This window comes from Leuconostoc mesenteroides subsp. mesenteroides ATCC 8293 (assembly GCF_000014445.1).
Classification (GTDB): Bacteria; Bacillota; Bacilli; order Lactobacillales; family Lactobacillaceae; genus Leuconostoc; species Leuconostoc mesenteroides.
The window spans coordinates 1,232,335-1,245,246 of record NC_008531.1 but is presented as its reverse complement, the minus strand read 5'-3'; the positions used below and the strand labels follow the sequence as shown (position 1 = coordinate 1,245,246).

Here is a 12,912-nt window from a genome sequence, read left to right as displayed (position 1 = left end):
CTAGGTTCCTCCTAATCAGAGAGTTGTGTGAGACAAAGTGAAAAAAGCTCCTTTGTCACTGAGGGATAGTTCAATAGATTCTTAATACCAAAATGCGTTTGCGTATAAGCACAGACCAGATAACCAAAATACCAGTCATGACCTGATTCACTCAGACCATCTGGGTGGTCAACAAAAAGACGTTGCAGTCGCTTTAAAATACGCGGACCAAAAATAGCATCGTCAAAGATTGCTTGTGCCAAACCTGGATAGATATATTGGCCATTGCTTTCTAAAATGACTAATCCGTTAACATCAGTAGTGGTAGACAATGATTTAGTTGTGAGTTTTGACATGAGTTTTCTCCTTATGGGACAGGTGACCAGTATCAATCCAGCTACGCGTCGCTTTATAAGCACACTGCTTGAAAGCCAAGAAAAGCCAGCCAGGGTGAGCAAGACATACAGCATCGTGCCATTGATGACCATTAATAAAATATCCAAACTGATAATTGTTGCGGCAATAGTAGTGATAACTTTGGTAATTCGATTCATAGTAGTTCTCCTTGATTATGTACGCACCAGGCAGAAACTTTTTCCTGTCGGCCCTGCCTGTGATTGGTGTGTTATTTCGTTTTGACGAAGAACATGGGGACACAAGCAGCGCAGAATACAAGGGTGAGCGTAGCGAATTTACGAAGCCCTTGTATTCTGTGCTAGTGCTTGTTGCTGTGGTATCATCACCACAGCTTACAAGTCACTGGTTGTGGCACAATGTTTGACTCAAAGCGAAGTGGCACCCAAGAGCTTGGCAGGACTAGCGTAGCGTGTTTGATCCCGCTTGCGGGTCTGGGGAACACGGCAAAAGATTTTTACCGCTCATCATCTTCGCGCGCAATCATAAGCACACACTCCTATCTGTGATTAAAATTCCTCGTAGTCCGTTGTCTCTTGTTTGTACTCCGCACTGATTTCACGTAAATCTAAATCATCTGCTCCTAAAATCACTTTTTCATCAAAATAGTGACTTTTACCAATTTCAACAGCTTGTGTCAGTTTCTGTTCATCTGTGAGTGTATCAGGGACATTAACTGCCACTGTTTTAACCAATGTTTCCATATATTTAACGTTGACGATTGCCATAATTTTCTCCTTAAATGGTGGTTCTAAGGGTAACGTGTTTACCCTCAGATAATTCTTGCATGATAAATGCACTTAATCGCAATGCTTCATCATCTGATAAATCAATTTCGCCAGAACTATTGCTTGGATTTTCGCTTACCAGTATTTCTGAGCCACCCATAGGTTGTTCATCAGACCATGAAAAGTAACGTAGGGCTATTTTTTCAATTGCTTCATCATTCATTGTCATTAATCTCCTGTTGGTTTTGCGTGTAATAGGTGAGTCCGTTTTCTTCAACTTGATTGAACATTTGGATAAAGTCCTTATCAAGGATATTTTTCTTTTTGTTCAATTCAAATTGTGACCAAGTAAATTCCATTGCTTGATATTGACTGGGGGTAATACTGCTAGGCTTTACTTTGGTATCAAGGCAGAGCATAGCTTGGTAAAACAACTTTGGGCTTTCTTTTTGCAAAGCTTGCAAAGTGTTGAAAATGGTGTTGACTAATGAAACACTAAAGCTTGCTTCAACCATTTCTTCAAAGCCTTTACTTAATTGCGCTTTATAGTGACTAGTCGGCACTTTAGTCTCATTAAATAAATAAGTCATATCAGCGATTGATTGTGCCATTTTGGCGATTGGTAATTTGCTAAAGTCATCATAGAATTGCTTTGTCATTATTTTTTCTCCATTCCAAAACTTTTTCCTGTTGGCAATCGCTCCAATTGAGCTGGTTGCGTCGTGACGGGTAACAATTGGCATGATAACCAAAGAAACACAAGGATTGCGCAGCAACTTGTCACGTCCTTGTGTTTCTTTGTAGAGACTGTTTGGCGCTTGCGCCTTACAGACTCTTTATCATGCGATTGTGAAAGCGGCACAGAGCAAACAGAACAATTTGGTGCGATGCAAACGGAAGGAGCCTTTTGAACCCCCAATTAACTTTACTGGTGTGGTATCAACCACGCCTGTCAAGTTAATGATTAGGGGGGGGCTGGGGGGAATGTGTTGTTATAAATATTAGGAAACGAGTTGGAAGTGCTACACAAGTAATTTAAATTATGTTAATTATGACTAATATAGTATGTACGTTTCCGACATATCATGTTACGTTATCTGATTTGTTTGGTTAGTAAGGTTGAAATAAATAAAAATTATAATATGCTTAATTAGTAAGCGCTTACATATTTAGATTTATTTGATGTAAATCAAGGAGATTAATATGGACAATAATAAACAAGTTAGTTGGTCTGAAAGATTATCCTATGCCCTTTCAGATTTCGGATGTAACACTATATTTCAAATTGTAGGAACGTATTTTATGGTTTTTAGTACCGATACAATGGGAATAAAAGCATCGGTAGTTGGTGGATTATTCGCTGTTTCAGCAATTATTGATTCTATTGACGGAGTTATTTGGGGACAATTTATTGATAGGACCCATACGAGGTGGGGAAAATCCAGACCATATTGGCTATGGTTTTCAATTCCGTTTGCTTTGTTTTGTGTAATGTCATTTACTGCTCCGAATATTCCGATGGTTTGGAAAATTGTGTGGATTTATATTGCATATTTGGGATCTAAGATTCTTTATTCGGGAATTAATATCCCAGTAACATCTATCCTGCCGGCTATGACAAGCAACCCAACGGAGCGGATAACACTGTCGACTATTAGACAGTTTTTTGGAAATTTAGGTGCCGCAATATTCTTGCCATTGACTCTACCGGCAGTTGCTTTATTCGCCAGTTTTTTTGATAAAAGCAATCGTAATCCTTCAACTTCGGCAATAGGTTGGTTTTTATGGGCATTACTGCTTGGAGTGGTGACGGTTGTTTGTTTGATGACAGCCTTCAAGGGAACCAGAGAACGTGTTGTCACTAAAGACTCTAATCGCGCAATTCCTTTACGAGAATCAGTGCAAGCTTTGAAAGGCAACTATCCTTGGGCAATTATTATATTTATTAATTTTGTATACTGGGGGAGTTTTGCTATTAGGCAAAGTTCTTTGCCATATTATTTCAAATATGTACTCCATAATGAAGAACTCGGTAGCGCAGTGCTTGCCGGTACGATTATAACTTTAATATCTACTGCCTTAGTTCCTTTCTTTTCTAGATTAATTGGAAAACGGAATACAATGCTATTAGGAATGATTGGAACCGCATTATCACAATTAATTTTGCATTTTGCTGACAAAATGGGTGGTAATGTGCCAATGATTTTATTTGGAATGCTAATTTATTATATAAGCTATGGTCTTGTTGGAGCATTAATAGCAGTAATGTTATCAGATGCTGTTGACTTTGGTGAGTGGAAAAATGGTGTTCGTGCCGAGGGGCTTGTGACATCATTCAGCTCATTCAGTGCAAAGCTTGGTATGGGATTAGGAAGTATGCTTCTTTCAGCAGTGTTAAGTGCTGGGGGATACGTTGCCTTGTCGAATGTTTCCGATTCAGCACAAAGCTTGTCGGCATTAAATGCTATAAGAATGGGATTTATATGGATCCCTATGTTTGGTTATATTGCATCAGGCGTTGTCCTACTATTCAATAATGTAGATAAGATTGAAAATAAAATGACTAAAGACTTAAGAATGAAACATCAATTAGAGCAAGGTGAATGATTAAGTAAGGAGAATTATTATGAAGTTTTCAGATGGGTATTGGTTAGGAAAAGATAATTATATCATTAACTCTCCAATTGAAGCCTACGATACAGAAGTCACTGATACAGAAATTTCAGGTCAAAATCGTAAAGATTTGAATGTCTACGCAAGTTATCAGAGATTGAATACTCGCAGCGATATGTTAGATGTGGGTAACTCGACTATTTCGCTATTTAGTCCAACTCACGATGTTATAGGCGTAAGAATCAAACATTTTGATCAGCAGGATGGCAATCCTTTATATGATTTAGCGCAGACACCAGTAAAAACTAAAATCACTCGCTCATCGGACGCAATTAAATATAAAAGCGGATCATTAGAAATTGAGATTCCTTTACATACTAATTTTCGCATGGACTTTAAGTATAAAGGGGAAAAAATTACAGCATCTGAACTGAAAGCTCAAGCTTCTATTGACGACTTATCAGGTCATGAGTTAGGAAAAGTTATGCATCCTAATACTGTTACTGGAGCGCAGGCACTGTTCAAGGATAGCGACATTAATTGGGCTGATCATTTCATGAGAGAGCAATTAAGCCTTTTACCAGGAACAAAAGTTTATGGATTTGGGGAGACCTTCGGACCGTTTGAAAAAAATGGGCAAAGTATTGATATTATTAATCGAGACGGTGGGACGGGTTCAGATCAAAGTTACAAATCAATTCCATTTTATTTGGCTGTTCAGCCGGGAATTAAGAATATAAAAAATGGTAAATGCTATGGTGTTTTTGTGAATGAGAGCCAAACGACAAGTTTTGAAGTAGCCACAGAGGTAGTTGATAGGGTTAGCTTTTCAACGAGAGGGGAAAGCCTGGAGTACTATGTCATTGCAGGCGATTCTCCCAAGGAGGTTATTGGAAAGTATAATAAATTAACTGGTGGTTCAACTTTGCCACCAGAATGGACATTTGGATTGTGGTTATCAACTTCTTTTACGACTGATTATTCTGAAAAAACAGTTATGAAGTTTATTGATGGAATGGCTGAAAGAGATATTCCGCTGTCTGTATTCCATTTTGATTGTTTTTGGATGAAAGGCTTTGAATGGAGTAACTTTGAATGGGATGCTGAAAAGTTCCCTGATCCAGTCGGTATGATAAAAAGGATCCATGACAAAGGTTTAAAAGTGTGTGTATGGATAAATCCTTATATTTCTCAAAAGTCAAGATTATTTGAAATTGGAAAAGAGAATGGATATTTTATCAAAAAGGAAGATGGAAATGTTTGGCAATGGGACTTATGGCAGCCTGGTAATGCTATTGTTGATTTTACAAATCCTGATGCAGTTGAATGGTATCAAAGCCTGTTGAAAAAATTGCTTGACATGGGAGTTGATTGTTTCAAAACTGACTTTGGTGAGAGAATTCCGATGCATGGGGCTGTTTATAATAATGGCGGTAACCCTGAAGGAGAACATAACTTTTACACGTATCGTTATAATAAAGCAGTTTTTGATTTATTGAAGCAAGAAAAAGGCGATGGAGAAGCTGTTGTTTTTGCGAGGTCTGCTACAGTTGGTGGTCAACAATACCCAGTTCACTGGGGTGGGGATAATCTCAGCCAATTTCACTCGATGGCGGACACTTTAAGAGGTGGTCTTAGCTTAATGTCATCAGGATTTACTTTTTGGAGTCACGATATTGGTGGTTTTGAAGAAAATGCTAGCCCAGCAATATATAAGCGGTGGACACAATTTGGGTTACTTTCTAGTCATTCGCGTTATCATGGCAATATACAGTATAGAGTACCTTGGCTGTTTGATGAAGAAGCAGTTGAAGTTACACGTAAGTTTTCTAAAATGAAACAAGATTTAATGCCATATATATACAAACAAGCAGCACAGTCGGTGAACCAAGGCATTCCGTTGATGAGACCAATGTATATGGAGTTCCCTGACGATAGCAATTGTTCTGGATTAGATAGACAATACATGCTTGGATCACAAATTTTAGTCGCTCCAATCATGGAAGAAAGCGGCGTAGTCGACTACTACCTGCCAGAAGGTGAATGGCACCACCTAATTGATGGACGTGACATTCATGTTGAAAGTCAAGGGCAATGGCTCTCAGAAACATATGATTTTTTGAGCTTGCCAGTATGGCAAAAAATTCAATAATACCTCGATTCTAGGTGAAACAAAGTGAAAAATGATTTAGATAGTGAATATGAATTAGTTTTGAATAATACCGATTTGGACGTTAAAATTTTCAAATCTAATGAGCTTGCTGGGACAAGGGCACTTCATTGGCATCGACATATTGAGATTGTATTAGTCTTGGAAGGTTCTGTTACGTTTAATTATGAATCGCAAACAACGGTCTTAAATCCTGGAAATTTTATCGCTATTGGCTCCGGTATCCTTCACTCATCCTCTCATTCAAACAACTCCTCAATTGTATTGCAAGTTCCTGTGACATATATATCTCACTATTGGGATAATCCAGAAAATATTTTGTTCACGATTCATAATAATTACGAGGACAAAGAATATCACGAAGTGGTATCACTGATCCAAGAAATGTTTGAGGTTTCCGAAAGTAAATATCCTGGGTATCGATTCAAATTTAATGAGCTTCTTTTGAGGACACTTTTTCACCTATTTACTAAATATAGGCAACGGGGAATATTGATTGATTCCATACATGATAAGAGGCTTGGAGAAGTTATAGGCTATGTCAACAATAATTATTTACAAACATTAACTGTCAAAGCGTTGTCGGAAAAATTTAATTATAATGCAGATTATTTAAGTCGAATTTTTAAAAAGAAATCAGGAATCTCTTTGGGTCGTTATATTTACGTTGTCAGATTGGCACATGTATATTTTGAAATAGTAAATAGTAATAAAAGTATTAGAAAAATTTTTACAGATAGTGGTATAACGAATATTAGATTAGGCACTAAAATATTTTTAGAGTACTACAGATCATTGCCAAGTGAAGTTCGACGACAACAGAAGTAAGTACCCTAAAAAATCCAAACGTATGTTTGAATTTTTTAAGGTTTAAAATTTTTAGTTAACATAATACCTAATTACCTTAAAATGAAAATAGCTTTAAACACTGGTATAGAAGTATTCCTGCCTCGAAAACAGGGGTTGACAAGATTTGTTTAAACTATTATAATTAAAACAGTTGAATGATTTCAGTCGCAAACCAAATAGTTTGCGACTTTTATTGTTTGAAAGGTGGTTCCATTGGCAAATCGTATTCCGCAAGTTTTTATTGATAATGTGCGATCAAAAGTAAATATCGTTGATGTTATCGGCCAATATACACAATTGGTAAAAAAAGGCCGACAATGGACGGGCTCATGCCCTTTTCATGATGACAGGCATCCTTCCTTATTTGTTGAAGAAAACAAGCAAGTATTTAATTGCTTTTCATGTGGTCGCTCTGGTTCCGTTTTCTCCTTTATTATGGAAAAGGAAGGATACAGCTATCCTGAGGCAATCTTATCATTAGCGGAAAGCGTTGATATTCCAATTGACTCAAGTATTTCTGCGAATAATGGTAATCAAATTGATGGCACAACACAAGCAATCTATCAGCTACACACTGATGCGCAACGATTGTACCAACACACATTGCTTAACACCGTTTCTGGTGAACAGGCACTAGCCTATCTTCATGATAAAAGGCAATTAAGTGATGAGATTATTAAGGAATTTGGGATTGGTTTTGTTCCGGACGATAACCTTCTATTGAGTTATGCGAAGGAGAAAAATTTATCTCATGAAATATTAATGGCTTCCGAGCTATTTATCACGAATACTGTGAGTGGTGACATGCGTGATCGTTTTTCAGGGCGTATCGTTTGGCCAATAAAAACTGAACGGGGTCAAGTTGTTGGCTTTTCTGGTCGATCGCTAGACGCTGAAAATTCAATCAAATATATGAACAGTCCAGAAAGCCCATTTTTTACTAAAGGGCGTATTCTATATAATCTAGATCGAGCCAAAAATGTCATTAGACAAACGGGTACGGCGATGATTTTTGAAGGCTTTATGGATGTTATTTCAGCACACATGGCCGATGAAAAAGTTGGCGTTGCAACCATGGGAACCGCGCTAACACCTGATCATGTCCGACAGCTTTCACGTATTGCGAAAAGAATACTTCTTGTTTATGATAGTGATGAAGCGGGGCAAAATGCTGCAAGGCGTTCAATTGAGCTCTTTAAAAATAATGCTAAAGATATAGAAGTCGGTGTTGTCCATCTGCCTGACTTGCTTGATCCGGATGAAGTTCGAATACAGCGCGGATTACAAGTTTTAAAAAAGTCACTAAATCAAAGCGTTTTAACACCAATTGAGTTTTTGGTCAATGCAGCCAGAAATGGTAAGAATCTAAGTAATCAAGCGCAGTACCTAACGTTCTTGCATGAAGTCATGCAAATATTATATACAGCTACGCCAGTTGAACAAGATATTCAGCTGACTCGGATTGCAAATGAGTTTTGGTACATCAAAGCAAGCATTACAAGCACAACTACAACCAACTAAGCAGTCAGTAAAAGTGCAAAATAGTCATCAATCAGTTTCGCAATCATCTCATGTTGCGAGTGACTTTAGCCCAAAGGTCCCTGAATATGAATTTGGTTTTCCAGTTGAGCCTAATCGATATCAAAAAATTTCAAAGGTTGAGTTGGCAGAGCGTGCCTTAATCATGGCAATGATTAAAGATCCGTATACGCTGGAACGTGTTAAATCGACAGCGGGATTTGCTTTTGTTCATCCTGAGTATCAATTGCTAATGATGCTGACTGAAATTTATCAACGAGATCATTTGGGGACATTTGATATTGCTCAATTTATGGATTTTATACAAAAGCCAAATTTGAATCAAAAAATTATGGCCATTGATCACAGTTTTGGCGATATAAAGGTCGAAAATGATGCGGTTCAAGATTATTTGCGTATAATTATGGAAGAAGCACCTGTGTCAAATCGTGTTCAGGAATTAAAACAACTAATTGAAATCGCTAAGCAACAGCATGATGATGCCAAACTAGTTCAACTTTCAACTGAATTAATTAACATAAAAAAACGACAACATTAGTCGAATCGATGTTAATTAAATAGCCTCATTGTAAAATATAGGAGTAAAAATGACAATTATTTCAAGTTCAAGTAAAATTTCAGATATTAAAGATTATCTTGATGAGCAAAAAATTGCTTATAATAGTCGAGCAAAGAAGGCTGAACTATTAGCTTTGGCACAAGGAAAGACTCCTGAACAAGCGGCAGCAGCTGGAAAAGCTTCAAAGCCAAAATCAGCCAAAAAGTCTGGTCCACTAAAAAATCCTGAGTACGACAAGGCAACCAAAGCGTTAATTGCTGAGTATAAAGCAGCAAAACAAATAACATATGCAGCACTTTCAAAGCGTTTAGCTGAGCCCTTTAACTTAGATGAAGAAAACATCGAACGTCTGATGGAAAAAGTTGAAGATGCCGGTATAGCAATTGTTGATGACAATGGTGATCCAGCGCCAGAAGTGTTAAAGGCCAAGCAGAACAAACCCACTGATCAAGAGTTAGCAGAAGCCGAGGAAACCCCAGCTGGTATTAAAATTAACGATCCAGTGCGTATGTACCTCAAAGAAATTGGCCGTGTCAATTTGTTGAAGGGAAATGAAGAAATTGATATCGCTAAGCGTATTGAAAATGGGGACGTCGAAGCCAAGCAAGAGTTAGCAGAAGCCAACTTGCGGTTGGTTGTCTCGATTGCCAAGCGTTACGTTGGTCGTGGTATGCAATTCTTGGATTTAATCCAAGAAGGAAATATGGGCTTAATGAAAGCCGTAGATAAGTTCGATTATACCAAAGGATTTAAGTTCTCAACGTATGCTACATGGTGGATTCGTCAGGCTATTACACGTGCTATCGCCGATCAAGCGCGTACGATTCGTATTCCAGTCCACATGGTTGAAACGATTAATAAGCTGATTCGTATACAGCGTCAATTGTTACAAGATTTGGGACGTGAACCTCTTCCGGAAGAAATCGGTGCTGAAATGGATTTGACGGCCGACAAAGTACGTGAAATCTTAAAAATTGCTCAAGAACCAGTATCTCTTGAAACACCTATTGGTGAAGAAGATGATTCTCATTTGGGTGATTTCATCGAAGATAATGAGGCAGTTTCTCCAGCTGATTCTGCAGCATATGAAATGCTCAGGGAACAATTGGAATCTGTTTTGGATACATTGACTGATCGAGAAGAAAATGTCTTGCGTTTGCGCTTCGGATTAGAAGACGGACGTACACGTACATTGGAAGAAGTTGGCCGTGTATTTGGTGTAACACGTGAACGTATTCGTCAAATTGAAGCGAAAGCGTTACGAAAGTTACGTCATCCAAGTCGTTCAAAACAATTGAAGGATTTCATGGATGAGAGTACGAATTAATTGATTGTGTTCTGAGACTTAATAATAGCGGTTCATCAACCATCCCGCTTAAAAAAACTAGGAGATACTATTTATGCAAAAAACAGTAAGTGCGCGACAAAGCAATCGCACTAGAAATATCACATTAACAGCGATTGTTGCTGCGTTGTATGCAGCAATTACGTTAGTTATAGCACCAATCGGATTTGGACCAGTTCAGTTACGTTTATCTGAGGGCTTAAATCACTTATCCGCATGGAATAAACGATATATTTTGGCATTGGGGCTAGGCGTTTTTATCGCCAATCTCATTTCGCCATTAGGTTGGGTTGATTGGATATTTGGTACCGCAGGTACCTTGATTATGACCACTGTAACTTATCTGTTGACTCGCAAAGTAACAAGCACGCTGGTAAAAATTTTAATTAGCTCTTTTGTAGTTTCTACATTAGGAATGGGTATTTTAGCAGCAGAGTTTACATTTGCCTTTAATATTGGTGCCAGTGGTTCATTTCCTTCAGGCGCATCAGGCGGTCTTTTTTCACAATGGTTGGCGTACTATATTAGTGTTTTGCCAGGAGAAATTGTGTCATTGATTGTTGGTGGTATTTTGATTTTTGCACTTAGTAAGATTATTAAATTAGACAAATGATTGAACAAAATTATACAAATAAAAATGTTTTATTAACCGGTGCTGCTTCAGGCATCGGTTTTTCGCAATTGAAAACTTATTTGTCTCAAGGAGCAACAGTGTATGCTTTAGACAAAGAAAAAATTACGTACACACACAAACATTTGCATACGTATCAAATTGACATTAGACAACACAAAAAACTAGAAATGTTGGTGGAACACATAACTAGTGATGTTTCAATTGACATTCTATTGAATACAGCAGGAATCTTAGATGATTATCAGCCATCTTTAACCATTGACTTGGAGACTTGGCAACGGGTGATGGATACAAACTTAACACCGATGTTTATTTTATCGAATGCTGTATTACCCAAGATGATTGCCTCTGGATATGGACATATTATTAACATGGCGTCTATAGCTGGCTTTACTGCTGGTGGGGGCGGGGCGGCATATACAACCAGTAAACATGCAATTATTGGATATACCAAACAGTTGGCTTTTGATTATGCTTCAAAGGGATTACATATTAATGCTATCGCGCCGGGAGCAATTAAAACACCAATGAATGCCAAAGATTTTGCTGGCGATGCTAGTATGGCCCAACAAGTTGCCAATCAAACCCCCGCAAAGCGCTGGGCTGCACCACAGGAAGTCGCTGATTTAACAATGTTTTTGACAAGCCCACAAGCTGACTATATTAATGGCACAGTAGTACCAATTGACGGTGGTTGGACATTAGGACATTGAACAAAAAATATTTTTTTCTTCCATATAATATAGTCAATCCATGTCACAATTAAATAAGGGTAGACAAATTAGATTTAAAGAGTATTTGTATTATAATATTTATTTACTGGCAGATGAATTTTTGCATGAGTGTGGGTTATCGCTGATTTGAAGTTTTAAAGTATAATGATGGCTTCATTCAAAAGTGGCCTTTTTCGAATGATTAATATACAATCACTATACCTGATATAATTATTTAGAACAATTACCAGTTTATAGGTAAAAAGCCATAACATTTTGTTATGGCTTTAGTAATTTTTCGAGACTTTTTAGTAGTTCTTGCGCATTATGACTGAGATTGTGATCCTGTTGGATCACGTAGCCAAATGTTAAGTAGGCATCTTCTCCTTCAATTTTTAAATTTTTGATATCATATTGTTTATGGCTAGGAGAAACCATATTAATACCTAGCTCAACGACATCTGTTTCTAAAATGATATTTGTTAAAAGATGCTCGCTATTGGTGTAAACAGTTGGTTGTAGCGTATCTGTAGCGAAGCCACCAACATTAACTTGTTCCAATTGGTGTTCCATAGAAAAAAAATCATTTAATCCGCGGACAAATTTTAATTTTAGTAGTTCTTCAAACGAGATTGAGGTTTTATTGTAAAGAGGGTTGTTATGTCCGACATAAATACACGCCTCTCTTTTTTCAATCTCAATAAATTTTAGTTTCTTGTGAGAAATAATATGTCGAAAAGCCTTTAACTGGTTTTGAGAAACGTATAGAATGCCTAGCTCAGAGAATCCTTGGGAAACTTGAGTCGTTATTTCTTCAACGGTACCTTGTTGGTGAGAAAGAATCATATCTGGGTTTTTCTGGTATAGTTCAACTAACAGCCATGACATGATATTACTGGGATAGGTTGCTACGGAAAAATTATTATTACTTGATATAGAATTTGTATCAGTAATCAAATTTACGTTTTTCAAAATATTTTCAGCATAACTATAAATTGATTTGCCATACGCTGTTAGTTTCAATCCTTTGCTAGTTCGTTCAAATAGAGGAGAGCCTAACTCTTGTTCAAAAAGTTTGATGACCCTGCTGACATTGGGTTGGGTTGTAAACAGTTTAGCGGCAGCTTTGCTCAAACTGCCACAGTTATGGGCAGTAACAAAATATTCTAATTGCTTAATTTCCATACGCACCACACTTTCAAAAAAAGTTGTTAATCGATTATAGCATTTATTCAGTGGAACCAAGATAAGATTATTTAAACATTGCGAGTAAATAGTTTTCTAAAAACAGTATACCTAACTTAGGTATGCTGTTTTTTGTTCCTGAAAAGAGATGTTATTTGTGCAATTTGTACAAATTATATTTTTA

General features: G+C 37.3%; 12 protein-coding genes, 1 pseudogene and 1 riboswitch. Of the genes and pseudogenes, 8 read left to right on the top strand and 5 right to left on the bottom strand.

Going from position 1 to position 12,912, the window contains the following annotated elements; all coding sequences use genetic code 11:
- Positions 1-11 precede the first annotated feature (11 nt).
- Complete coding sequence (locus LEUM_RS10885) at positions 12-533, bottom strand: hypothetical protein (protein WP_242824518.1); 522 nt, start codon at positions 531-533, stop codon at positions 12-14.
- A gap of 17 nt (positions 534-550) precedes the next feature.
- Between LEUM_RS10885 and LEUM_RS10510 the strand changes: the two genes are divergently transcribed.
- Positions 551-760, top strand: a complete 210-nt coding sequence (locus tag LEUM_RS10510) for a hypothetical protein (RefSeq protein WP_080506302.1) — start codon at positions 551-553, stop codon at positions 758-760.
- A 142-nt stretch (positions 761-902) separates the two neighbouring features.
- Here LEUM_RS10510 and LEUM_RS06095 read toward each other — a convergent pair whose 3' ends face one another.
- Genes LEUM_RS06095 through LEUM_RS06085 form a run of 3 tightly spaced genes read right to left on the bottom strand, consistent with a single transcriptional unit; the run spans position 903 to position 1,780 of the window.
- The gene (locus LEUM_RS06095; RefSeq protein WP_011679969.1) at positions 903-1,121 is read right to left on the bottom strand and encodes a hypothetical protein; all 219 of its coding nucleotides are present in this window, start codon (positions 1,119-1,121) and stop codon (positions 903-905) included.
- Positions 1,122-1,131: 10 nt separating this feature from the next.
- On the bottom strand, positions 1,132-1,344 hold the full coding sequence (locus tag LEUM_RS06090; protein WP_011679968.1) for a hypothetical protein: 213 nt from the start codon (positions 1,342-1,344) through the stop codon (positions 1,132-1,134).
- Positions 1,337-1,780, bottom strand: coding sequence for a hypothetical protein (locus tag LEUM_RS06085; RefSeq protein ID WP_011679967.1), 444 nt, complete (start codon positions 1,778-1,780; stop codon positions 1,337-1,339). Before LEUM_RS06085 ends, LEUM_RS06090 begins: the two co-directional genes overlap by 8 nt.
- A 544-nt stretch (positions 1,781-2,324) precedes the next feature.
- Between LEUM_RS06085 and LEUM_RS06080 the strand changes: the two genes are divergently transcribed.
- The 7 genes and pseudogenes from LEUM_RS06080 (at position 2,325) to LEUM_RS06050 (ending at position 11,543) form a co-directional block, all read left to right on the top strand.
- Positions 2,325-3,728, top strand: coding sequence for a glycoside-pentoside-hexuronide (GPH):cation symporter (locus tag LEUM_RS06080; protein ID WP_011679966.1), 1,404 nt, complete (start codon positions 2,325-2,327; stop codon positions 3,726-3,728).
- A 19-nt stretch (positions 3,729-3,747) separates the two neighbouring features.
- Entirely contained in the window at positions 3,748-5,886 is a 2,139-nt protein-coding gene (gene yicI / locus LEUM_RS06075) for an alpha-xylosidase (RefSeq protein WP_011679965.1), read from the top strand.
- A 24-nt stretch (positions 5,887-5,910) separates the two neighbouring features.
- A complete protein-coding gene (locus LEUM_RS06070) occupies positions 5,911-6,732 on the top strand; it encodes a helix-turn-helix transcriptional regulator (RefSeq protein ID WP_011679964.1) in 822 nt (273 codons plus the stop codon).
- Positions 6,733-6,966: 234 nt separating this feature from the next.
- Positions 6,967-8,830 (top strand): annotated as a pseudogene (dnaG, locus tag LEUM_RS06065) (DNA primase).
- A gap of 49 nt (positions 8,831-8,879) precedes the next feature.
- Positions 8,880-10,178: an RNA polymerase sigma factor RpoD gene (rpoD, locus tag LEUM_RS06060; RefSeq protein ID WP_011679963.1), complete on the top strand. Its 1,299-nt coding sequence runs from the start codon at positions 8,880-8,882 to the stop codon at positions 10,176-10,178.
- 21 nt (positions 10,179-10,199) lie between these two features.
- Positions 10,200-10,245: riboswitch (PreQ1 riboswitch) on the top strand.
- 6 nt (positions 10,246-10,251) lie between these two features.
- Positions 10,252-10,809, top strand: a complete 558-nt coding sequence (locus LEUM_RS06055; protein ID WP_011679962.1) for a QueT transporter family protein — start codon at positions 10,252-10,254, stop codon at positions 10,807-10,809.
- On the top strand, positions 10,806-11,543 hold the full coding sequence (locus tag LEUM_RS06050; protein ID WP_011679961.1) for a 3-oxoacyl-ACP reductase: 738 nt from the start codon (positions 10,806-10,808) through the stop codon (positions 11,541-11,543). The genes LEUM_RS06055 and LEUM_RS06050 overlap by 4 nt, the downstream gene beginning before the upstream one ends.
- A 279-nt stretch (positions 11,544-11,822) precedes the next feature.
- Here LEUM_RS06050 and LEUM_RS06045 read toward each other — a convergent pair whose 3' ends face one another.
- A complete protein-coding gene (locus LEUM_RS06045) occupies positions 11,823-12,728 on the bottom strand; it encodes a LysR family transcriptional regulator (protein WP_011679960.1) in 906 nt (301 codons plus the stop codon).
- Between the last annotated feature and the right edge of the window lie 184 nt (positions 12,729-12,912).